This window comes from Pantoea sp. GW821-FHT03E06 (assembly GCF_059420725.1).
On record NZ_JBWKUG010000001.1, the window covers coordinates 2,081,400 to 2,104,967 of the forward strand.

Sequence of the window (23,568 nt, forward strand, 5' to 3'; positions counted from 1 at the left end):
GCTTCAAACTCCTTGTTCAGACGTACTCTGTTCTTTTAGCAGATCGCCCACGGTATTCACGATTAATGCAAGTGAAATTGCGCCTGCGTCGGGTGTGCCCAGGCTTTTTTCTGCCAGCGGACGTGCGCGGCCCATTTTTGGTACCAGCTGCGCGGTATCCTGCGCGGCTTTGTCTGCCACCTGCGCCGCCGCCAGCCAGGCATCGGTTAACGATGCGCCTTCTGCAACAGCCGCATTTAAGCTGTCGCTAAACGGCACCAGTACATCAACCATGGTTTTGTCACCCACGCGCGCTTTACCAAAGTGCATGATGCCTTCTTTGGCTGCACGCACACCCGCTGCCACGCGCTGCGCATCGGGTGTAAAACGATCGCCCAGCGCAGTGCCCAACGCGGTGAGCGCCACGCCCCACAAAGCGCCAGACGTGCCGCCGGCGTTATCAGCCCACGCATCTGCCGCCCGGCACAGTAAACTGCCAGCACCCGCACCGCGCGCGGCAACGTCACGCGCCTTTGCTACTGCGCCCAGCACGCCACGCTCCATACCAATACCGTGGTCGCCATCACCAGCGACCGCATCAATGTCGCCAAGCCGTTTTGCGTTACGTTGTAACATATCAGTCACTGATTCCAGCAGTTGCAGAACGCGTTTGGCGCTTTCCTGCGATTCAGCGGTCGCGGCAGGCAAGGCTTCTTCACGGCTTTCCTCTCGCTCCGTGGCGCTCAGGGGTTCTGCAACCAGCACGCTACCTTTGCGATAGGCTGGCGTATTGGTTGGCGCACGCCACAGGGTTTCCAGCGTTTCATCCAGCCACATCAGCGTCAGTGACGCGCCAGCCATATTAAAACTGGTGACAAATTCGCCGACGTCAGGTTCGACAATCTGCACTTTTGCTGCGTCCAGCAGCTGCGCGACGCGGCGATAAACCACAAACAGCTCTTCATATTTCACCGAGCCCAAACCGTTGAGGATCACTGCCACGCGCTGACCTTCAGCTTGCTTTATATCAACGGGTAATTCATTGAGCAGGCGCTCAACGAAGATCTCCGCCAACTCATCTGCGCTCGGCATGTCGGTCTCTTTAATGCCCGGCTCGCCGTGAATGCCTAATCCCAGCGCCATGCGCCCTTTTTCCACTTCAAACAGCGGATGCGATGCGCCTGGCAGAGTACAACCGGCAAACGCCACGCCAAAGGTGCGGGTGCGTTGATTCGCGTGCTGTGCCAGTTTTACCACGGCGGCCAAATCGTGCCCCGCTTCAGCAGCGGCGCAGGCGGCTTTAAAGACGCAAAGATCGCCTGCCACGCCGCGACGCTTTTCCAGCTCTTCTTTGCCCGCGCTGGAGATATCGTCGGTGACCGCCAGCACGTCACAGGCGATGCCTTCCGCCCGTAAACGTTCGCAGGCCTGGCCAAAGTGCAAAACATCACCCGCATAGTTGCCAAACATCAGCAGCACGCCAGCACCGTTATGCGCCGCACGTGCAACGTTGTAGATTTGCTGCGCCGAGGGCGAAGCGAATAAATTGCCCATCGCCGCGCCGTGTGCCAGGCCTTGTCCAACCAATCCAGCAAACGCCGGATAGTGGCCCGATCCGCCGCCGACAATTACCGCCACGGTGTTCGGCTCGCTACGGGTACTGCGCACCACGCCGCCAGTAACCTGACGCACTTTATCGGCATTGGCGGCGACAAAGCCTTCAATCAGCTCAGCGGCGAAGGCTGAGGGTTGGTTAAACAGGTACGTCATATTAATGCTCCTGAGCTAAAGAGATCGGCTGAGACGGCGAGCGACGGCGGTTAAGTAACAGCATGAGAATGGCTGACAGCAGCATGAATCCGCCGACCACAAACATCGGCAAGGCATAGCTGTTAGTCGCGTCATGCAGCGCGCCGGTAATGTAGCCCGCAGAGAAGCCCGCTACGTTTCCTAAGGTATTAATCAGTGCAATCGCGGCCGCCGCAGATGCACCGGTCAGGAATTGCGTCGGTAATGTCCAGAAGTTAGGTAGCGCGGCGAAGATGGCGCTGGCGGTAATCGCAATCACCATGATGGTGGTGAACGGCGAATCCATATACAGCGCCAGCGGCACGCTGATGCCGCCTGCCAGCGCCGGAATAGCGATGTGCCAGGTTTTGCAGCCACGACGCGCAGCGTCTTTCGACCAGAAGAACATCACCACCGCCGCGATCAGGTACGGCACGCCGGTAATCAATCCTTTCTGCATGACATTAAAGGTGGTGCCGAACTGCTGCTGGAAGCCAGCAATAATGGTTGGCAGGAAGAACGCCAGCGCATACAGACCATAAATGAATCCGAAGTAAATCAGGCACAGCATCCATACGCGGCCGTTACCCATTACCGAGCGCAGGCTGTGTTTCTGATGGCCCTGCTTCTGCTGATGCTCGGCTTCCAGCTCAGCGGTAAGCCAGGTTTTCTCTTCGGAGGTCAGCCATTTAGCCTGGCGCGGCGAATCCACCAGCCAGAACAGTGCAGCAAACCCAATCAGAATTGCGGGAATTGAGACGCCCATAAACATCACGCGCCAGCCGGCCATGCCGAACAGACCATGCTGCTCAATTAATGAAGCGGCTAACGGTGCGCCAAATACCACGGTTAGCGGTTGCGCAAGATAGAACAGCGATAGAATTTTGCTGCGATGCCGGCCAGGTACCCACATGCTGAGGTAGAGGATCGCGCCCGGGAAGAAGCCAGCCTCAGCGATGCCGAGCAGCAGACGCAGCGTATACAAACCTTCCACACTGCTTACCCATGTGAACAACAGCGAGACAATCCCCCAGCTGATCATGATGCGCGCCAGCCAGCGACGCGCGCCAAACTTATGCAGCGCCAGGTTGCTGGGCACCTCCAGCAGGATGTAACCAATAAAGAAGATGCCTGATGCTAAACCAAACTGCAGCGCCGTCAGGCCGAGGTCTTGCGTCATGCCGTTGGGGCCCGCAAACGAAATCGCGGTGCGGTCGAGAAAGTTAATAAAGAACATCAGCGCCACGAACGGCACTAAACGCCAGGAGATTTTTCTGATGGTGGACTTTTCCACCGCCGTGACGGTTGGCTGGTTCATAACGCACCTCCAGGACATGCGGAGTTATTCATTTCGTTAAGCGGTGTTGGCCCAGCGCTAAGGGCGCGCTGGCGGCAGGCGAACTGAGAGGTAAGGTGTAAATGCAGCATGTTCGAGTCCTTAATGGGTCTTCTTGTACATTAGTAAAGCTATGCGAACAAATGAACAGTACACGGATAATTGCGCACACCTCAAGCGCAATACACGAAAGTGTGAGCGCGCTCATGAGATTCTATTTTGCAGTTATTATCGGACTTTTGCTCAATGCAGCGGCCAAAACCACACTGGTATGGTGATTTCAAGCGCATTAACGGGCGATATCTGGCACCTCTCATATGAACAACACTTGAACACATGATTAATTCTATGGCAGGCTGCTTATGAACATCTTCTCGCCTGCTGAACAAAAGTGCAGGCGACCATGCCAACCCTGCTGGAGAACGACGATGAAAACAATCGCTATTGGCGCCGATGATGCGGCTATCGAATTGAAAAACGTGATTAAAAAACTGCTGGAAGAGAAAGAGTTTGTGGTAACGGATTACACCAATGATGCGCAAAACGATCGTCCGATGTATCCGGATGTGGCATTTGCATTGGCTACCGCCATTCAGAAAAAAGAGTTTGAGCGCGGTATCCTGCTGTGCGGTACCGGCATCGGCGTGGCTATTGTCGCTAACAAGGTGGAAGGCGTGCGCGCCGCGCAGTGCCACGATACCTTCTCCGCCGAGCGTGCCCGTAAGAGCAACAACGCTCAGATCATGACCATGGGCGCGCGCGTTATTGGCCCTGAGCTGGCTAAGAATATTGTCAATGCCTGGCTGGCATCAGAGTTCGAAGGGGGCGGCTCTACCGCTAAAGTTGAGAAAATCGGTTACTACGAGCAAGTTTCCCACGCTAAATAAGCGCCGCGCTCGCGCCCTGCTGCGTACTTTTGCAGCACCAAGAATGGCGATCAAAACAAAGCGCATAGGGTTTCCCTGGCAAAAACCCGCATAAGGGTGGCTGAGGCGGAAGGACCGTGTTATTGCGCGGTAATACGAATAATTTTCTGCGTCATGCTCATGGCTGAATCAAACGGGCCAGTATGACGCACGATTTTCACCATGATGCTGGCCCCCACCCACAGCTGATAAAGGCTTTCTGCCACGAGGGACGGTTTATCATCAATCACCAGGGATCCCTCTTTCACGCCCGCTTCTAACGCCTCCGCCAGACGTGCGATGATCCCTGAAGTGCCGTTCTGCAGCGTAACGCGCATACTGTCCGAAAGATCGGCGACTTCCGCGCCCAGCTTCACCGCCAGGCACTTGCCCTGACAATCGGAGAACGATTGTGTCTCACGCCACAGCTGCCAGTAGTTCATCAAACGTTGTGCCATGGTGAGATCCGGCTGGGCCAAGGTACTATCGAGATCGGTGAGATAATCATCAAAATAGCGCGCCAACATCGCTACGCCAAACGCCTCTTTCGAACTGAAATAGTGATAGAACGAACCCTTCGGCACGCCAGCATCGGTGAGGATTTCATTCAATCCGACAGCCGAAAACCCCTTGCCTGCCATGATACGTTGGCCGGTAGCAAGGATGTGATCGCGGATTTCATGGCCATGTAATTGGGATGCAGTAGTCATAGCCCAAGATTATCAAATACTAGACCAGTCGTCTATGCTCAGGAAAATGGAAGGCGGACGACACGTTCGCCTCCCGTTAATCGGCCTTTACTGAGCTAATTGCTTTATCAGCTGTTGTGCGGTCTCGGCTGAGGATGTTGGATTTTGTCCAGTGATCAGCAGGCCATCGCTAACCACGTAAGAACTCCAGTCGGCACCTTTAGAATACAGACCGCCCTTGGCAATCAGTTCGTCTTCCACCAGGAATGGCACCACCTTTGTCAGGCCAACGGCCTCCTCTTCGCTATTGGTAAAGCCGGTAACATTGCGCCCCTGCACCAGCGGCTTCCCTTCTGGCGTTTTGACATGGCGCAACACGCCCGGCGCATGACATACCAACGCGACGTGTTTGTTTGCCGCGAGGAAGCCTTCAATCAGCGCGATGGAATGCTTATCCTCGGCCAAATCCCACAACGGGCCGTGACCGCCAGGGTAAAACACGGCGTCGTAATCGGCAGGCGTTACGCTATCCAGACGTACGGTGGCCGCAAGTTGCTGAGTTGCTGCGGCATCGGCTTCGAAGCGATGGGTTTGTTCGGTCTGGAAATCAGGCTCGTTGCTTTTAGGATCTAACGGCGGCTTGCCGCCTTTCGGTGAAGCCAGCGTGATGTCGGCCCCGGCATCTTTGAACGCGTAGTAAGGCGCAGCCAGCTCTTCCAGCCAAAAGCCGGTTTTACGTCCGGTATCGCCTAATTGATCGTGCGAGGTGAGAACCATAAGAATCTTCATCGTCAATCTCCAGTTGCCAGGATTAAATATTCAAACTAGACCAGTCGTCTAGCGCTTAAATTCACGTTAACATCTATTAGACCAGTCGTCTAGAGCCTGAGGCAATTTTAGTAAAATGTCATGCGCCCTCGTTTCTTACCTTTCAATCCACTTAAGCGTAACCTATCTTCCGCTTGCCCTTTCTCATGGAACTGGAGGAATGATGTCCACCTTACGTTTGCTTATCTCAGACTCGCACGATCCCTGGTTTAACCTTGCTGTGGAGGAGTGCATTTTTCGGCAAATGCCGACAACGCAGCGCGTGCTTTTTCTTTGGCAGAATGCCGAAACCGTGGTGATTGGGCGAGCCCAGAATCCGTGGAAAGAGTGCAACACTCGGCGTATGGCCGAGGACGGTATCAAGCTGGCGCGCCGCAGCAGCGGCGGTGGCGCGGTGTTTCACGATTTGGGTAACTGCTGCTTCACCTTTATGGCCGGAAAACCGGAATACGATAAAACGGTTTCTACGGCCATCATCCTGCGTGCTTTAGAACGGCTCGGTATTCCCGCCGAAGCCTCCGGCCGCAACGATATTGTGGTCAACGTGGCGGGCGAAATGCGCAAAATATCGGGCTCCGCCTATCGTGAAACGCCGGATCGCGGTTTTCATCACGGTACATTTCTGATGAATGCGGATTTGTCGCGTCTTGCCGAGTACCTCAACCCCGACATCAAAAAATTACAGGCGAAAGGCATCCGTTCTGTGCGCTCACGCGTGGCCAACATTGCCGAATTAGTGCCGGATATTCGCTTTGATACGATTTGTCGTGAGGTCGTTGCCGCTTACTTTAATTATTATCAGGAAGCCTGCGAACCGGAGCACATCTCCCCCGCCGTGCTACCGAAATTGCCCGGTTTCAAGGAGCAATTTGCCCGACAAAGTAGCTGGGAGTGGAATTTCGGCAGCGCACCCGATTTCTCGCATCTGCTTAATGAACGCTTTGTCTGGGGCGGCGTGGAGATTCACTTTGATGTTGAGCGTGGTGTGATTTCTCGCTGCCAAATATTCACTGACAGCCTTAATCCCTCCCCTTTAGAAGCGCTGGCGATGCGTCTGCAAGGGACATTGTACCGGCCGGACACGATATTGGCGCAATTGCAGCAGTTGAAAACAGACTATCCGGGTCAGATTAATGAATTGAGCCAGCTGGAAACCTGGCTGGTGAGCAACGTAAGCTAAATAGCTTCGGTCGCCACGTGTGGCGACCAACGCTCGATATGCCGTTTGCTTATTTATCCTTGCTCAGACTGCACAGCTTAATCAGTTTCTTTGCCTACCAGTATTATCGTCAGGCTAAAGGACAAGACCAGCGCAATCACTACGCCCGAAACGGCCCAGATAAAGTACGGTCCGATGTAAGCCGGCAGACTAAATATGCTGGAAAGGATATAGCCATATAAACGCACGCCAAAGAAACCAATAAAGGCGGAAGCGAGTGCGCTGGATACGGTGGCGGCGATAAACGCTTTTTTATAGCGCGTTAATACCCCAAACAGCGCAGGTTCAGTGATGCCTAATAACGCTGAGATCGCAGCTGAAAGCGTTACGACTTTATCCTGACGATTTTTACTCAATTTCCAGATGGCAAAGGTCGCTCCTGAGATTGACATATTTGCCATAAACATCATCGGCATCAACATGTCATAACCGCGATCGCTGAAATTCTGCAGCGCGATGGGTGTCATTGCATGGTGCATACCGGTAAGTACCGCCAGCGGCCGAATGGCACCCACAATCAAACCGGCAAAGCTGGATGAAATACTGAACAAGCCTTCAATAAATAACGCTAATCCCTTTCCTAGCCAAATACCCATCGGGCCAATCACCACTAGCGCAGTGAGCGCGGCGAGAAACAGCGTTAACGTTGGCGTAAAGACCGTTTTCAACACTTCCGGCATAATACGATCAACCCAGCGGTGGATATAACTCAGTGCCAGAATTGAAAAGATGACCGGAATAACACTTGAGGCATAGTTGAATACCGAAACCGGAATCAGGCCCATAAACCAGAATGCGTTTACGGCACCTTCCTGATGTGCGGCCAGCGCTTTAGCTGCATCGATTAATGACGGATACATCAAACACGCGGCAACGGCTGTGGCCAGATATTCATTGGTCTTAAAGATTTTAGCCGCAGAGACCGCCAGGAAAAACGGTAAAAAATAGAACACGCCGCTGGCGATTAAATCAATCACCATCACCGTATCACTCTTTGCCGAGATCAGCTGTAATGCCACCAAACCGGCTAGTAATCCTTTTATCATCCCTGCGCCAGCAATGGCGGGAACAATGGGTCCAAATACACCGGAAACGGTATCCATAAACAGGGAAACGATGCTTTTACGCGTTTTTTCCCGCTGTATCTGCGGCTGATTATCGTTATTCAGCACGGGCACGAGTTGCTCATACCAACTATTTACTTTCGGCCCAATAATGATTTGAAACTGTTCGCTTTGCATTTGCGCCCCCAGAACACCGGGCAGCGCTTTAATTCCACTCTGATTAACTTTATTGTCATCAATTAGATCAAAGCGCAGCCGAGTCATACAGTGCCAGACTTTATTGATATTATTTTTTCCGCCCACTAACTGAATGATATTTCCTATGACGTCCTGCGTTCCCATACTTGCTCCTAAGGGAAAAAACTGCCCTGATGAAATCTGCTCTGGATGGTAATAAATGAACGCAGGCAAAACAAACCAATAAATCATGATGAGGATCACAAAACCACACTCAACAGGCTTTATGACACGAAAAATCGCAAATTGGTCTGTTTTTTAAAGAGAAATCACGCATTTTTTTAACCAATATTTATTACATAAAAAGGGTTTGCGTCTTAATAAAAACCCAGCAATCATAGGGTAAAAATTTCATATCATTCTGCCTTACTGTTAAACGCTGTGAGTGTGCCAGAGGAGTTTTCTTTGTGACCCCAACTATTATCGAAAGTATTCACTGCTTTATTACTCGTCCCGATCGCCATAATCTCATTACCGTACGCGTTACGACCAATAAAGGCATTACGGGACACGGCTGTGCCACTTTTCAACAGCGTCCATTGGCGGTAAAAACGATGGTCGATGAGTATCTGGTTCCCCTTTTGGTCGGGCGAGATGCCAATAATATTGAAGATCTGTGGCAAATGATGAACGTTAATGCCTATTGGCGAAACGGTCCGGTAACCAATAATGCTATTTCCGGTATTGATATGGCATTGTGGGATATTAAGGCGCAGCTGGCGGGTATGCCTTTGTATCAATTATGGGGGGGGAAATCACGCGATGCGATTGCAGCTTATACCCATGCCAGTGGTGAAACGCTGGAAGAACTTTATGCCTCAGTAGATCAAGCGCTAGAAATTGGCTACCGTCATATTCGCTGTCAGTTGGGGTTTTACGGCGGTACCGCCCAGGATCTCCATGCTCCAGAAAAGGGTACCGCCGGCGCTTATTATTCTCAGCAACAGTACATGGCAAATACGGTTGAGATGTTTCGTGCATTGAGAACCAAATATGGTCATCAATTTGAAATTCTGCATGATGTTCACGAACGGTTATTTCCGCAGCAAGCGATTCAGTTGGTTAAACAACTGGAACCTTATATGCCCTATTTTCTCGAGGATGTTCTTCCTCCGGCGCAAACCGGTTGGCTGGCACAGTTACGCCAGCAGAGTGCCGTGCCGCTGGCATTAGGTGAATTATTTAATAATCCAGCCGAATGGCATGAGTTGATCATTCATCGCCGAATCGACTTCATTCGCTGCCACATTTCGCAAATTGGTGGCATCACGCCAGCGCTTAAACTGGCGGCGCTGTGTCAGGCATTCGGAATACGGTTAGCATGGCACGGCCCAGGTGATATGACGCCTATCGGTGTCGCCGTGAATACGCATCTAAATATTCATTTACACAATGCTGCCATTCAGGAATTTATCCCACGCTCATCGCTGACGGATGCGATGTTCCCGGGCGCACCTAACGTTAACAAGGGATTTATTTATCCGCCACAAGCGGCGGGTATCGGCGTAACCTTTGATCAAGCGCTGGCGGAGAAATATCCGGTGGTCTACCGTCCGCATGAGTGGACACAAAGTCGCCTGCCGGACGGCACTATTCATACGCCATAATTTAACGCTGTTTCTGACGAAAGCGCAGATTGTCAGGATTATGAGGAATCAGGTAGGTGCAGGTGTAATCAATATCGACAATGTCGCTGATTTCGTATACCTGTCCTCCCTGAAGAATGCCGCGGTTAATGATATGCATCGCCGGGCTGCCTTTTTTACAGCCAAGAAGCGTAGCCTGATCGCGATTGACGCTAATAGCCCGGTAGCTGGTTAGCAAATGTGAAATGTGATAGCCCCTGGCTAAAACATATTGCTGAATAGAACGCTCGATTATTTCCCCCGTAAGATCGGAAAATAATTGCGCGGGCATGCGCGAGGTTTCAATCTGCACCGCGATATTATCAACATAGCGCAGGCGGGAAAATTCCCAGATAAATGCCTCATCGTTGATGGCAAATATTTGTTGCTCGTCGCTATCAGGACGTCGCTTACGCAGGCTAAGAGAGCGGTAATGTATCTGATCAAAACGTTTTTCAGTGATTGAATTATAGACGAGCGGGTTATTACGTACCGTCTCGTTTATCCAGATGCCTGAACCCTGCACGATACGCACGGCTCCAATACTGACCAGTTTTTCCAGCGCTTGCCGAATGGTAAAACGTGAAACGCCATACTCTTCCGCCAGCTGACGCTCAGGGGGCAATTTGCGGGGCGCGGATGTGTCTTCCTGATAAATTTTGCTCAGCAAATCCTGGGTAACGAACTCTTTCTTTTTCATTAGATTACCCTCCTCCTATCATTGACGGAAGGATAATACCACGTCAGCACTACATTTCATTTTTACCGTCATCGAACAAGTCCCATTGCATAATTTCATGCAAGAGTTTCATCCTCAGCGAGATCGATATCCTTCTCATTCGTGAAGACTCCACCTTGCTGGTATTTTTATAATATTGGATAAAAAACTCGCGCATCGGAATATCTCCTTCTAAACTGTTATTAACGTTATATTTTCTGCACGAAATGCATTGTAAAACGCCTTGTTAAGCTGCTCCTCCACCACTAGAACATGGATTTCGTCACAGCCCGCCACCGCGAATCTGGCAACGCCGGGGATTTTATCCGCCGTAAGACCAACAATCGTTTGGTTACTCTGTTTAATAGCCACTTTTTTAAATTCGCAATCGGCAAAATCAAATCCTGTCAGACCTGATTCAGGGCTCATGGCGCATCCGCCAATAAAGGCCTGGTCAAAATGGATGTTGCGCAGTTGCTCTATTGCTGTGTGACTTACGCAGCCTCCGCTTTTTTTATCAATATGCCCACCCAGCATGATGACATCTATATTGGGGTGTTTTAAAAGCACGGCGGCGATATCCGGCGCGTTTGTTGCCACCGTTAATGACAACGCCTCTGGCAAAGCCAGGGCCATCGCCAAATTGGTTGTTCCCGCATCGATAAATACACAGCTATCGTTTTTAATAAGGCTGGCACAGGCCGTCGCGATCATCTCCTTTGCTGCGTGATTCTGCTCTTTTCGCAGCAGAAAAGTGCCCGCTTCAGGTAACTGTATTACAGCGCCACCGTATACTTTCTTGCAAATACCTTCCTTACTCAGTTCGTGCAGATCACGCCGGATAGTGTGTTCTGAAACGCCCAATTGTCTGGCGAGGTCAACACAGACGACCCGTCCCTGCTCTTGCAGGATCTGTTTGATCAGCGCTTGTCGCTGATCCGGAAAGGCAGCATAATCGAGCATAAACATTCCTTAATCCATCAAAAACGATCTACAATGAGCATAATCGCGCAAATGTTTGCAGATTGTCAATCTTGCATGCAGGCGCAATGAACTACCCCGTTGCTCCCAGGGATTGTTATCCATCTATAAAGAGGAATGAAATGATTCAGCATCTCAGCAGCATTACTCCCAGCCGCGCTACGCGTCTGACTTTTTTTATTGCCGGGTTTGTCACCGCCACCTGGGCCGTCATTGTGCCTTTCGCGCGCAATAACACAGGGGTCAACGAAGCGATGCTTGGCACCTTGCTGCTCTGTCTTGGCTTTGGTGCGCTGATCGCTATGCCGGTAACGGGGCTACTGACCAGCCGTTTTGGCTGTCGCCGCGTCATCGTTGTCGCCATCGCATTGATTATCCTGAGCACGCCGCTACTGGCGGTTATTGCCAATCCTCTGCTACTTGGCCTGGTTCTCCTGATTTTTGGTGTGGGTGTTGGCGTGACGGATTGCGCAATGAACATTCAGGCCATTCTCGTTGAGAAGCAATCGGCTGCGCCACTGATGTCCGGATTTCATGGCATGTACAGCTTCGGCGGCATCGCGGGCGCAGGGGTTATGACTGTGCTGCTGTCATTGGGCATGAGCGTGCTGGCCGCAACGCTGCTGGTGACGTTCACGGTGATGGTGTTGGCCATACTCAGTTTTCCGGGGCTTCTAACCTATGCCAATCCTAAAGAGGGCCCAGCATTCGCCGTGCCGCGCGGGCACGTATTACTACTGGGCCTCATCTGTTTTGCCGTATTCCTGACGGAAGGAACGGTGCTGGACTGGAGTGCCGTTTATCTGACGCAGGTGCGGGATATTCCTGAAACCTTGGGTGGGCTGGGTTATACCTGTTTTGCTGTGGCGATGACGCTGGCGAGACTTACCGGAGACCGCATTATTTCTCTGCTAGGACGGCTGCCGGTGGTTCTGGTGGGCGCGCTCACTGCGGCAGCCGGACTGGCGCTGGTAACCTTTATTCCCTCATGGTCTCTCTCGCTGCTGGGATACGTTTTTGTGGGTGCCGGTTGCGCCAATATCGTACCGGTTATGTTCTCCGCGGTAGGACAACAGAAAGTAATGCCACAGGTAGTGGCGGTACCCGCAATGACAACGTTAGGCTACCTCGGGGTTTTAAGTGGTCCGGCGATAATTGGTTACATTGCCCATTACAGCTCTCTCGCGCTTTCATTCTCACTCATCATGGTGCTGATGCTTGTCGTCGCTGCACTGTCACTCACGCTCAATTTAGGCAATAAAACCCCTGCAGGAGAGAACGCATGAAAATTGCACACGTGGCGTTATGGACCAACAATTTGACTGCCCAGCAACATTTTTGGCAGGATTTTTTTGGCGGAACATCTAATGAACTTTATATCAGCAAAAATCGCCCTGGTTTTCGTTCTCACTTCATTCGTTTGCATGAAGGCGCCACCATCGAACTTATGGCTCTGGAAGCGTTAGCACAAGGAGCGAATGGCACAGAACTGACCGGATGGGCACATATCGCGATTAACGTTGGCGCCAGGCAAGATGTGGATGCGATGGTCAAACGGGCATCGGAGCAGAAGATTTTAGTCAGTCCGGCGCGGATAACCGGAGATGGTTTCTATGAAGCCCTTATTCGGGATCCTGACGGCAATCTGATTGAAATTGTCAGTGATGATGAGTAAACCGCGCGATAGCTTTTATTTAACGCGAAGCAGATAAAAAAAGGCGCCGCAATGGGCGCCTTAACTTGACGTAGTCGGGGTTATTTCAAACGGAATGCCACCACGCTGTCACCCGCTTGGGTGCCAAGCGAACCGTGGCCGCCAGCGGCAATCACCACGTACTGCTTGCCGTCTTTACCCATAAAGGTAGATGGCGTGGCCTGCGCACCGGCACTCAGTTCAGTCTGCCACAGCAGTTCACCGGTGGTGCTGTCGTAGGCACGGAAGAAGTTATCCGCCGTTGCCCCATGGAACACCAAATCACCCGCCGTCAGCAACGGACCACCGTGCGCCACCATGCCCATCGGGAAACCGATTGGGAAGCGGCCAGGCAGGAAGCTGGTTTTCAGGTTTTTGGTGACGCCGACGCGGCGCAGCCATTCGGTTTTACCGGTCTTCAGATCCACACCCGCCATACGGCCCCAGGGTGGAGCAACACAAGGAATGCCAAGACCAGACGCCAGCTGCTGAATGTGAATGGCATAATCACCGTGGAAGTTTTCATTCCAGTACGGCTGACCATCTTTGGTGAACAGGCGCTCGGTGGCGGTCTGCTCGCTACGTTTGATCAGATTGTATTTGTAAGCCAGACGCACTGGCGCGGCAATCAGCATTTGACGCTGCGGATCGACGGCGACAGAACCCCAGTTGAACACGCCAATGTTACCCGGGAAGATCAGCGACCCCGCTTCGGTTGCTGGCGTCCACGGGTTACCGTCGTAGCGCAGGCTACGGAAATCCATGCGGCATGACATTTGGTCAAACGGCGTGATACCCCACATTGATTTCTCGGTCAACGGCTGCGGGATAAAGTTCAGGCTGGATACCGGCTGCGTCGCGGCAAATTTCTCGCCCGCTACGCCACCTTCGGTTGAAACCTTCACCTGATTCACCGGATAAACCGGCTGGCCAGTAAGACGATTCAGCACAAACAGGTTGCCGGTTTTGGTTGGCAAAATCACCACAGGCTGCTTTTGGCCCTGATAATCGATGTCCACCAGCGAAGGCTGTGACGGATTATCGCGGTCCCACAGATCGTGGTTGGAGCTCTGATAGCGCCATTTGAAGGCACCGGTTTGCAGATCCAGCGCCACCAGCGCATCGCGGAACTTCTCGGTGTTGCTGTTTGGATCGCGTTCAATACCCACTTCATCCGGTGAAGCGTTACCAAACGGCACGTAGACCACACCATTTTTCAGGTCAGCACTCAGCGTGCCCCACGCCACTGGCGTGTCCTGCGGATAGTTCTGACCCGCGGCGATCGGTGCGGTGTTTTCCGGGTTAGCCGGATCGAAGTTCCACACCAGACGGCCAGTTTGCACGTCATACGCGCGAATTACGCCTGACGGGTTACCGCTGTTGAAGCCGTTGTCCATCACCGAACCGCCAACGATCACCAGCTTGCCCGCCACCAGCGGTGCCGCGGTTTGCATCAGCGCATGGGGACGCACTTCACCCATATTGGCATGCAGATCAACCACACCGTTCTCACCGAAATCGGCGCACGGTTTGCCGGTATCGGCATCCAGCGCGATCAGCTGCGCGTCAGTGGTGGCATTAAAGACACGCTTACGGCAGATCGCCGGGTTGGCGGCATTCTCCTGCGCGGCAACCGGTGCGTCTTCGTAATAGCTCACGCCGCGACAGGTTTGATGCTGCTGCAGGTAAGAGCGATCTTTATTTGGCGTGAACTTCCACTTCACTGCGCCCGTTTCAGGATCGAGCGCGTGGACTTCATTATGCGGCGTACAGAAGTAGAGCATGCCATTGGCTTTCAGCGGCGTCGCTTCGAAGGTGTATTCGGTCGCATCCGCATCCTGACGCAGATCGCCGGTGTGATAAGTCCATGCGACTTCGAGGTTTTTCACGTTCTCTTTGCTGATCTGGTTCAGCGCGGAGAAACGCAGGCCATCAGAGGATCCACCGTAAGCGGTCCAGTCGTTAGCCGCGCCCTGCTCGCTATTTTGCTCGCGCGCATTGCTGATGGTGCCTTCCTGCGGAATCGGATCGTAGAAGCACAGACCAATCACCACCACAATCATGATCATCACCGTGCCGCCCAGGAAGCTATGGAAACGGCGCTCACCGCGATAGAGCGGTTTTACTACCCACGGCATTGCCAGCCACAGGCCGATTACGCCGAACAGGTCGCCGCGCGGGATCCACTGCCACTTGTCAAAGCCCACTTCCCAGATAATCCAGGCCAGCGTAATCCACATCAGTACTGCATATAGCGCCAGCGCACTGCGCTGGTTGCGGAACAGTAAAATGGCGGTGATCAGTAATCCCACCGCCATCAGTGCATAAAATGCACTGCCGCCCAGCATCAGCAGCTTGCCGCCCATATACAACAAGGCAATCGCGAGGATCGCGAGCACGATGCTGGTTAGTTTGTTAACCATGCTAATCCCTCAACCTTTTTCATCAAAAAACCTCAAAAATTAACCCACATAGAATCAACAAAATTTTAACGTACGTTACCGTTAAGTAAAAACCCGTTGCCAAGTGTGTCGTTAGCTCCGCTTATGAATGTAGTTTGGCTTATCGCTGCCAGCCGCCGCTCCGCTCATAATGTGACTGAAATCACGTTTCATTTTCGTTGAGAGAATTAATCATTGATGCAAATAAACCGCATTTTTTGATAACAAAACTGCGCTTAAATGCACGGTACTGACGCGTTTCCTCACCATTGATTGCGCTGCGAAACTGAGTTGTATCGCGCGCTGAGGCGATAAACTCATGCGGTTATGCATACCAGGGAAACGTTATAGAAATCACTTGATTAGTCCGCTCATTATTTTCTCGCTTTCCTTATCATGCAAAAGCGATGAACAGGTACAAAACCCGCCAGACGTACGCAGCGCGATCGTTTGGGCGAAACCATTGCGATCGGAGTTTGTATGCTTAAACATCAGATGAAATTGTTTTATTAATCAGGTTACAGTCATTGCGATTATTCCTGGCAATAATAAACGCGGTAGTATCCACAACCCCATTATTATTCATTTTCTGTTTTTTTAAACTTGCCCTGTGTTTATTGTCATTGATTAGCCATCGGCTTGAAATATTATTTTGGGAGTTTCCTCAGCCTGCGCTGTTCGGGTAAGCGTGATATACATCACCTTACTGCTGTGCGGCTAAGCCGCTTATAAAAAGAAGGTTATTATGATCAGCGCAGACTCCCTTTATCGTAAATTACGTTTTCCTTTTAAATTCACACATGCTGCTTTTAGGTTTCCCGTTGCTAACGCACACGCTCGTCAATATCAGGTGTTGTCACCCGAGCAAACCGTTGACCTGCTGCTCAGCAACGACAAGCTGTCCATTAGTCGCTATGGCGATGGAGAACTGGAGATGACGCTATTTAAAAATATTGGCTTCCAGGCCTTCGATGAACGTCTCTCAATTCGTCTAAAAGAGATTCTGCGTCGCGGAAGTCAGCTAAATAATCCGTGTTTATTATGTCTGCCCGATGCTTTTCGCGGTACCGGCAATATGCGTTTTGGTTCAGCCCTATTCTGGTTTTTTCATAAGGCCTTTTATTTTCGTCATTATGAAGCGTTATTAAAAAAGAATTATCTCTACGGCAATACTTCCGTGACGCGTCCATATCATGATTATAAAGATAAGCAGCAAGCGACGCGTATTTTCACTAAGTTTAAGCAGCTATTTCACGACAAAAAGATATTGATAGTAGAAGGCAGCGGTACGCGCCTTGGTATCGGCAACGATTTGTTAGCCGGTGCCCGAGACATTAAGCGCATTACCACGCTTAATCGTAATGCCTTCTCGGTTTACAACGATCTTTACAGCTTGGTGCTGGCGCATGCGCGCGACTACGATATGGTGCTGATGTCGCTCGGACCTACTGCCACCGTACTGGCTTACGATCTCAGCCAGCACGGTATTCGCTGTATTGATACGGGTCATATCGATATTGAGTACGAATGGATGCGCAGTGCGGCACGTGACAAAGTGCAAGTGGCCGGTAAGAACGTTAATGAGGTGGGCGTGTTGCTGAGCGATACGTCGCGCGACGCTGACGAACACTATCGCCAGCAAATTTTGCTGCATGTCGGGCTGCCACAGGATGCCGTGTTGTCAGCGATGACCAACCATCCCCCGATGGTATGATGCACGTCACACGCCATCGCAACGACATCCATTTTGCGCTGGCGTGTGATGGCAGACGAAAACACGCTGCCGTTTTCTGCCTTCAGTTTGCATGTCGCTGGCAAAAAAGGGTGAGATCGGAAGACTGAAAGTCTGCCAGGTTGGCCATGATTTTCTCCAGCGGCCAGTGCCACCAGGCTATCGCCTGTAGCTGTGCGGCAATGTCAGCGGCGAAGCGCGCACGAATGACTTTAGCCGGAACGCCGCCGACAATGGTGTACGGCGCCACATCTTTGGTCACCACCGCCCCCGCCGCCAATACGGCACCATCGCCCACCATTACGCCCGGCAAGACAATCACACCGTGGCCAATCCACACGTCGTTGCCAATAATAACGCGGTCGGCACGACGATCGGCAAAGAAGCCCGCATCGCGCTGTGATTGTGTATCGTAATATTCCGGACAGTAGGTGAAACGGTGTTGAGAGGCACGATCCATCGGGTGATTAGGCGCACCAATACGTACCTGATTAGCTATCGCCGTAAAGCGCCCAATCTGTGCATCAGCCACGCAGCAATGTTCGCCGAGGTAGGAGAAATCGCCTAATTCGCTATATTCGAGATAGCTTTGCGCCAGCACTTCACATTGCTGACCAATGCTGGTTTCGCGCATGCGCACGCTTGGATCGATAAAGGTCTTTTGCAGTTTTGCCGGTTGCACAGCAGCAAGTGCCATAATACATGCTCCGTTGTGGTCAGATGTCTGGATAACCGGTTGCCGCGGGGCAACCGCCAGCCACAACGCTACAGCGCAAAGATGACAGTAATGCTATTGTGCGCCTCTGTGACTGGCGATTTGAGGAAATGGAATGAGAACACCCTGGTCAATTCTGGCGTTATTGTGGTCAGCCGGACAGGCTTCTGCCGCGCTGCCCGCCGACATTAAAGCCGGTGACATTGTGCAAGTTCAGTTGGCGCAGCTTCATCCTACGCAGGCGGCCATTGGCTATCGCCAGTTGGATTACAAGCAACATCGTTATGAAGCCGAACCCAAAAAGCTCTTTGATGATTACTGCGAAAGCATGGGGCAAAAGGGGGTCGCTAAGTTTGATCGTCAATCCCGCCTCACTCAACCCAGTAGCTTCAGCTGCAAGCTGCCGGTCGGTAGCGAACCAGGCCCGATGAAAACCGCCGTAATTGCACCCGATAACACGCTTTATCTCACCGATGGCCACCATACCTTCAGTAATTTTGCCGATATCGCCGGTCTCAACACGCCGGTTCAGGTGCGCATCACTGATGACTTCCGTAGCTTGCCGACCATGTCGGCATTCTGGCAAAAGATGGAGACGGCACATCTGGTGTGGCTGGATACGCCCTCTGGTAAGGTCCAACCCGATGCGTTACCCAAAGAGCTAGGACGCAAGCATATGCAAAATGATGAATATCGCTCGCTGGTCTATTTCGTGCGTGATATCGGCTTCGATAAAGAACAAAATCCGCCGCCTTTCCTTGAGTTTTACTGGGGAAAGTGGCTTGAAACCCAGCTGCCGCTTAAAACGTTTGATCTGAAAGATCGCAGCGGTTACGCCAATGCATTGAAAACAATCGCTGAGAAAATGACCAGCATCCCGAAAGAAACGGTGATTGCGCACAGCGATAGCGGACCGCTGACCGCTGAAAAGCTGGGCGCGCGTAAGAAAGTGAATGAGAAGAAGCTGGATAAGCTGGTTTCTGATAACGGCAAATTGACGTGGGCCTTTGCGCAGTAATCTCTCTTCAGGCGGAGGATCTTTCCGCCTTTTCTATTATTACGTTGGAGGATGATGTGAAAGCCGAAATCCATACGCTTGTATCTAAAGAGATTTACCGCAATCGCTGGTTAACGTTGAAAGAAGATAAAATTCAGCGGGCGGATGGCAGCGAAGGTATCTATTCGGTAATCGAGAAAGATGACTTTGTGGTCGTTCTGCCCATCGAAGATGACAGCATTTATGTGGTTGAACAGTACCGTTATCCCATTGGTGAACGCACCATTGAGTTACCTCAAGGTAGCTGGGAACTGACGCCCAATGCCGCGCCGGAAGATCTTGCCGCGGGTGAACTCTTAGAAGAAACGGGCCTGGTCGCCGGGGAGTTAAGTTATGTGGGTTATCAGAAGCTAGCTCAGGGCTACTCCGCCCAGGGCTATCACATTTATCTGGCGCGGGATCTGACGTATCAGGGACAAAATCTCGATGCGGAAGAAGTGGGTTTGACGGCGAGTAGAATGAAAACTGCCGACTTTCTGGCGTTGATCCTGGCGGGAAAAATTACCGATGCGACATCGGTGACGGCATTTCTGTTGGCCCGGGCGAAAAAGCTAATCGATTAACGCCGCCACCGCCGTTGTGGCCTGGCATTTGATGATTCTGTTGCGCATCGCTGCGCACCTTAGGAAACCGCGCGGGTCATTATCGATCGCCACGCCTGGCGATCGATAAATAACGCATTACGCAGACGCTATCTGCGCCAATACGACCTCAGCCTGCGCGCTATTCACCTCTACACCGTCAATCAACAGCTTACGCTGTTCACCTACTGGCAATGTCACTTTCAACCTCTGCCATGCCGGCTGGAAAGTGCCCTTGCGGGTAAAGGTGAGATGAATGCTCTGAGCATCGCTGCGCATTTCCCAGTTCAGCCATAGCGCATTGCCCTGCTGGTAGCCCCATGATTCGCCATCATCCTCAAACAGCATGCCGTTCGTCACGCCTTTGCCCTGTAGTGGGAACAGCTGCAGGGTGCGGCAATCGTCAGCGTTGGCATCCACATGCCGCAGGCGCTCGCTGAGCGGTAATCCCGCACCGGCTCGCACCAGCATCGGCTGCGTTTCTAACGGCGCGTCCAGCGTGACCCACTGACCGGCGCTATACCATCGCTGACTGGCAAAATCATACCAGCCGGTTTGGTTATCGGGCAGCCACAGACGACGCGAGCGCTGGCCGGGTTCGACCACGCTGGCCACCAGTAGATCGCGCCCCAGCATAAACTCATCGCATTCGGCAAACGTCTGCGCGTCCTGCTCGTGATCGAGGAAAGTTGGACGCAACATCGGCTCATCATCAGCATGGGCCTGCCACAGCAGCGTATAGAGATACGGCAGCAGACGATAACGCAGCGCAATCGCGGCGCGAATCGCAGGCGTGGCGGCCGGGTACATCCAGGGCTCATTTACGGTGCGATCGTCATTCCAGGAATGAATAGTAAAACGCGGGTGCATCACGCCGTTTTGTATCCAGCGCACAAACAGTTCGGCATCGGGCTTATCGCCGGAGAAACCGCCCACGTCATGTCCTACGTTGTACAAACCAGACAGACTCATGCCTAATCCCATGCGAATGTTGTAGCGTAACGTGGTCCAGTTGGTGCGGTTATCACCGCTCCAGGTTTGCACGTAGCGCTGCATCCCGGCGCAGCCGGAGCGTGAAATCAGGAAAGGACGTTTTTCCGGGGCGAAACGCTGCTGCGCTTCCATAGAGGCGCGCATCATCAGCAGCGGCATCACCGGACGAATGTGTTTGATGGCAATGGGCGTGCCAAAGCCGTGGCAACGCGCCTCGCCATCCCACACCTCATATTCATTGTTATCATTCCAGGTGGAATCAATACCTTTTTCCAGCAGCTGTTTGGTGACATTTTCCTGCCACCATGCCACGGCGCCAGGATGGGTAAAATCAAGATGCGACCCCTCGTCATCCCAAAACACCGAGCGCTCAGGCGCATCGGCCTCAGAGTCGCGAATAAACAGCCCTTGCTCTGCCACTTCGTTGTAACGCGGATGATCCTGCAACAAGCACGGTTTGATATTGGCGGCGAGGCGCAAGCCGGCATCGTGAAACGCCTGACTCATCACTTCCGGCTGTGGCACTTTGTCGTAGTTCCAGTTGAACACGTAGCGCTTGTTGTTAATGGAGGTATAACCCGATGAAAGCTGGAATGAATCACACGGAATATCATGCTCTTCACACAGATGAATGAAGTTCATCAACTGATTTTGCGCGTCTGGCGCATCCGTATAATGCATGGTTGAACCGCTGTAACCGAGGCTCCATTTCGGGCCGAACAGCGTTTTCCCGGTGAGACGCACAAAAGCCTTGGTGACATCCAGTACCTTATCAGCAACAAACAGGTAATAATCGATGTCGCCACTCTCCGCCTGCCAGCGGCGATACGGCTGATGATAATTATCGAGCTCGTTCCCCAGATCAAACCAGCTGCTGCTGAGATTATCGTAGTAGAGACCAAAGCTGACATTGTCGCGGCGCGTAATGGTAAAGGGCACGTGTTTGTAGAGCGGATCGGTCGAAGAAGCGTTATAGCCCATAGCATCCAGGTTGCGCATTTCATAACGCTGACCGTTGCGCTGCAAATCGCCGCTTTTCTCACCCAGCCCATAGTAACGGTCATCAGGCATGCGGCGCTGATAGTGCGCTACGCCATCGCCGTGTGCATTGAGTTGATAGGCGCTGGTCGGGCGATCGCAAGTCAGCAGCTGCCACGCGCCGGCGCCGTCGCAATATTGCCACTCCAGCGCCAGCGGCTGATGCACGATTACCCGTAGCTTATCGGTGGCGATCACCAGGGTGCTGCCCTCCTCCTCAAGCGTAAAGCCCGGCAGTGAGAAGCCCGCCAGACTGTCACGCTGACGCCCTTCCCACGGCACATCACTCTGCGGCGCAATGCTCCATGTTCTGTCGAGGGTATAGGCGCCCTGACGTTTAATCGCCACGCGAAACATCCCCGATTCCAGCACATACAGGCAGAGCGTGTGTTTACCATCGACGGTCAGCGCCACATGATGCGCATCAGAGCCAGCTAAAGACCAATTTTTTAACGTTTTCATCGTTACCTACTTATTCAGGCGCGCTGTGCGCGACGTTCAGCAATAAAAGCAATCAGGAATACCGCACCGATCAGGTCAAAAAAGCCCATGGCGACAAACAGTGGATTAAAACCGATGGTGTCGGCAGTAACGCCGATCAGCAGCGAGAACAGGAAACTGGAGATCCAGGCAAACGAACCGCGCATACCGTTGACGGTTGCCATCTGCCCTTTATCAAACTTCTCTACCACCAGCGCGCTCAGCATGCAGGAGATGATTTGATGACCGAAACCGCCAATTGAGATCAGCGCGATAGCAACATAGGGATCTTTGGTGACCGCCACCATCGCCAGCGACAGCATCAGAAATGCACCGGTCACCGAGCTTGCCACCACGGAGTTAACCTGAGTGAAACCAAAAATTTTGGTGTAAAGGCGGGTCAAATAACCGCTGGCCGCGCTGCCTAAATCAGCGGCGAGGAACGGCAGCCAGGCGAACATGGCGATCTGCTTCAGGTCCATGCCCAACTCTTTCGCCAGATAAAGCGGCACCCAGAAACTCAGCACGCCCCAGGCGGGTTCCGCCATAAAGGCGGGAATGGCGATCCCGTAGAAGCGTTTGTTTTTCGACACGGTTTTCAACGCGGTAAAGAAAGGCAGTTTTACCGCCGGTGGCTCGTTGTCCTGACGAATAAATGCCAGTTCGGACGCCTGCAGATTGGGATGCTGCTCAGGGTCGCGATAGAACAGCCACCACAGCACCACCCAGCCCAGCGCCAGACAGCCCGTGAATAAGAACGCCCCCTGCCAGCCAAAGGAAGCGTGAGCGAAGTAGATAATCGGCGGTGCCAGCATCGCGCCGATGGAGAAACCTACCCCCGCCCAACCGGCGGCAATTGGGCGCTCTTTTTTTGGAAACCACTCGCCTATAACTTTCGCGTTAGCCGGCGTGGCTGCCGCTTCTGCGCCCCCCATCACAAACCGTAGAATCGCTAAATGCACCCAGCTGGCCGCCCCCGCGTGGAACAAGCAGGCCAGTGCCCAAATGGAGGCACAAATGAGAAAGCCGAGCTTGAGGCCAATGACATCGATCAGCCAGCCACAAAGGGGCTGAAAGAAGGTGTACGCCAGCTGGAATGCGCCGACAATCCACGAATATTGTTCGGTGGTGATGCCGAGACTGGTTTTGAGTTCGGGCGCCAGAATGCCTAACGAGTTACGGGTGATGTAGTTGACCGTAACGCCTGCTAAGAACAGCACCAGCACCCACCAGCGCAGATTGCGCCAGGTGCGTTTGGTGCCTGCAGCGGTTATGCCTGGATTTAAACTGCGGTTCATCGGCCTCTCCATATTGAGTCATTTCTCATCATTCGCCAGGAGTGAAACACAGTTGTGGAAAGTGGTCGCCAGCGTGATGTCGCATTTGTGATCTGGTTAACCAAAATCACTCAGAAGGTTGACTTAATTCCACAAAGAGCAGAGTTTTAACCGCTAGCGGCGTGATTATTG

At 52.5% G+C, this 23,568-nt stretch carries 19 protein-coding genes; 8 read left to right on the forward strand and 11 right to left on the reverse strand.

Annotated features, from left to right (window positions below):
- Nucleotides 1-3: 3 nt before the first annotated feature.
- Complete coding sequence (locus AC07WB_RS09700; RefSeq protein WP_494940420.1) at nt 4-1,749, reverse strand: dihydroxyacetone kinase family protein; 1,746 nt, start codon at nt 1,747-1,749, stop codon at nt 4-6.
- A gap of 1 nt (nt 1,750) precedes the next feature.
- The gene (locus AC07WB_RS09705) at nt 1,751-3,085 is read right to left on the reverse strand and encodes an MFS transporter (RefSeq protein ID WP_494940421.1); all 1,335 of its coding nucleotides are present in this window, start codon (nt 3,083-3,085) and stop codon (nt 1,751-1,753) included.
- Nucleotides 3,086-3,531: 446 nt separating this feature from the next.
- Here AC07WB_RS09705 and AC07WB_RS09710 point away from each other — a divergent pair, with 446 nt between their 5' ends.
- Nucleotides 3,532-3,990: an RpiB/LacA/LacB family sugar-phosphate isomerase gene (locus AC07WB_RS09710; RefSeq protein WP_097097269.1), complete on the forward strand. Its 459-nt coding sequence runs from the start codon at nt 3,532-3,534 to the stop codon at nt 3,988-3,990.
- A gap of 119 nt (nt 3,991-4,109) precedes the next feature.
- Here AC07WB_RS09710 and AC07WB_RS09715 read toward each other — a convergent pair whose 3' ends face one another.
- Together AC07WB_RS09715 and AC07WB_RS09720 are read right to left on the reverse strand one after the other, a co-directional pair.
- Nucleotides 4,110-4,718 (reverse strand): TetR/AcrR family transcriptional regulator, encoded by a 609-nt coding sequence (locus AC07WB_RS09715; RefSeq protein WP_494940422.1) that lies wholly within the window; start codon nt 4,716-4,718, stop codon nt 4,110-4,112.
- Nucleotides 4,719-4,805: 87 nt separating this feature from the next.
- A complete protein-coding gene (locus AC07WB_RS09720) occupies nt 4,806-5,486 on the reverse strand; it encodes a type 1 glutamine amidotransferase domain-containing protein (protein WP_345829668.1) in 681 nt (226 codons plus the stop codon).
- Between the two features lie 202 nt (nt 5,487-5,688).
- Between AC07WB_RS09720 and lplA the strand changes: the two genes are divergently transcribed.
- Nucleotides 5,689-6,705, forward strand: a complete 1,017-nt coding sequence (gene lplA, locus AC07WB_RS09725) for a lipoate--protein ligase (protein WP_494940423.1) — start codon at nt 5,689-5,691, stop codon at nt 6,703-6,705.
- Nucleotides 6,706-6,782: 77 nt separating this feature from the next.
- On the opposite strand, the gene AC07WB_RS09730 is transcribed toward lplA, so the two are convergent.
- On the reverse strand, nt 6,783-8,150 hold the full coding sequence (locus tag AC07WB_RS09730; protein ID WP_494940424.1) for a PTS transporter subunit EIIC: 1,368 nt from the start codon (nt 8,148-8,150) through the stop codon (nt 6,783-6,785).
- 302 nt (nt 8,151-8,452) lie between these two features.
- Here AC07WB_RS09730 and AC07WB_RS09735 point away from each other — a divergent pair, with 302 nt between their 5' ends.
- Nucleotides 8,453-9,652: an enolase C-terminal domain-like protein gene (locus AC07WB_RS09735; RefSeq protein ID WP_400455913.1), complete on the forward strand. Its 1,200-nt coding sequence runs from the start codon at nt 8,453-8,455 to the stop codon at nt 9,650-9,652.
- 1 nt (nt 9,653) lies between these two features.
- Here the strand turns inward: AC07WB_RS09735 and AC07WB_RS09740 are convergent, their stop codons facing one another.
- Together AC07WB_RS09740 and AC07WB_RS09745 are read right to left on the reverse strand one after the other, a co-directional pair.
- Nucleotides 9,654-10,370, reverse strand: coding sequence for a GntR family transcriptional regulator (locus AC07WB_RS09740; protein ID WP_097097263.1), 717 nt, complete (start codon nt 10,368-10,370; stop codon nt 9,654-9,656).
- A 210-nt stretch (nt 10,371-10,580) separates the two neighbouring features.
- Nucleotides 10,581-11,351 (reverse strand): DeoR/GlpR family DNA-binding transcription regulator, encoded by a 771-nt coding sequence (locus tag AC07WB_RS09745; RefSeq protein WP_097097262.1) that lies wholly within the window; start codon nt 11,349-11,351, stop codon nt 10,581-10,583.
- 140 nt (nt 11,352-11,491) lie between these two features.
- Here AC07WB_RS09745 and AC07WB_RS09750 point away from each other — a divergent pair, with 140 nt between their 5' ends.
- Nucleotides 11,492-12,655: an MFS transporter gene (locus tag AC07WB_RS09750; protein ID WP_494940425.1), complete on the forward strand. Its 1,164-nt coding sequence runs from the start codon at nt 11,492-11,494 to the stop codon at nt 12,653-12,655.
- Complete coding sequence (locus AC07WB_RS09755; protein ID WP_345829657.1) at nt 12,652-13,044, forward strand: VOC family protein; 393 nt, start codon at nt 12,652-12,654, stop codon at nt 13,042-13,044. Before AC07WB_RS09750 ends, AC07WB_RS09755 begins: the two co-directional genes overlap by 4 nt.
- An 80-nt stretch (nt 13,045-13,124) precedes the next feature.
- On the opposite strand, the gene AC07WB_RS09760 is transcribed toward AC07WB_RS09755, so the two are convergent.
- A complete protein-coding gene (locus AC07WB_RS09760; protein ID WP_494940426.1) occupies nt 13,125-15,485 on the reverse strand; it encodes a membrane-bound PQQ-dependent dehydrogenase, glucose/quinate/shikimate family in 2,361 nt (786 codons plus the stop codon).
- Between the two features lie 763 nt (nt 15,486-16,248).
- Between AC07WB_RS09760 and AC07WB_RS09765 the strand changes: the two genes are divergently transcribed.
- Complete coding sequence (locus tag AC07WB_RS09765; RefSeq protein WP_494940427.1) at nt 16,249-17,217, forward strand: GT-D fold domain-containing glycosyltransferase; 969 nt, start codon at nt 16,249-16,251, stop codon at nt 17,215-17,217.
- Between the two features lie 82 nt (nt 17,218-17,299).
- Here AC07WB_RS09765 and AC07WB_RS09770 read toward each other — a convergent pair whose 3' ends face one another.
- Nucleotides 17,300-17,932 carry a DapH/DapD/GlmU-related protein gene (locus AC07WB_RS09770; RefSeq protein ID WP_494940428.1) on the reverse strand — a complete coding sequence of 211 codons (633 nt, stop codon included), beginning with the start codon at nt 17,930-17,932 and terminating at the stop codon, nt 17,300-17,302.
- Between the two features lie 133 nt (nt 17,933-18,065).
- On the opposite strand from AC07WB_RS09770, the gene AC07WB_RS09775 reads away from it, so the two are divergent.
- Together AC07WB_RS09775 and AC07WB_RS09780 are read left to right on the forward strand one after the other, a co-directional pair.
- A complete protein-coding gene (locus AC07WB_RS09775) occupies nt 18,066-18,968 on the forward strand; it encodes a ParB/Srx family N-terminal domain-containing protein (protein WP_494940429.1) in 903 nt (300 codons plus the stop codon).
- Between the two features lie 56 nt (nt 18,969-19,024).
- The gene (locus tag AC07WB_RS09780; protein WP_345829648.1) at nt 19,025-19,570 is read left to right on the forward strand and encodes an NUDIX hydrolase; all 546 of its coding nucleotides are present in this window, start codon (nt 19,025-19,027) and stop codon (nt 19,568-19,570) included.
- A 117-nt stretch (nt 19,571-19,687) separates the two neighbouring features.
- Here the strand turns inward: AC07WB_RS09780 and AC07WB_RS09785 are convergent, their stop codons facing one another.
- Complete coding sequence (locus AC07WB_RS09785; protein WP_494940430.1) at nt 19,688-22,081, reverse strand: glycoside hydrolase family 31 protein; 2,394 nt, start codon at nt 22,079-22,081, stop codon at nt 19,688-19,690.
- Nucleotides 22,082-22,095: 14 nt separating this feature from the next.
- Nucleotides 22,096-23,397, reverse strand: coding sequence for an MFS transporter (locus AC07WB_RS09790; protein WP_097097254.1), 1,302 nt, complete (start codon nt 23,395-23,397; stop codon nt 22,096-22,098).
- Nucleotides 23,398-23,568: the final 171 nt, after the last annotated feature.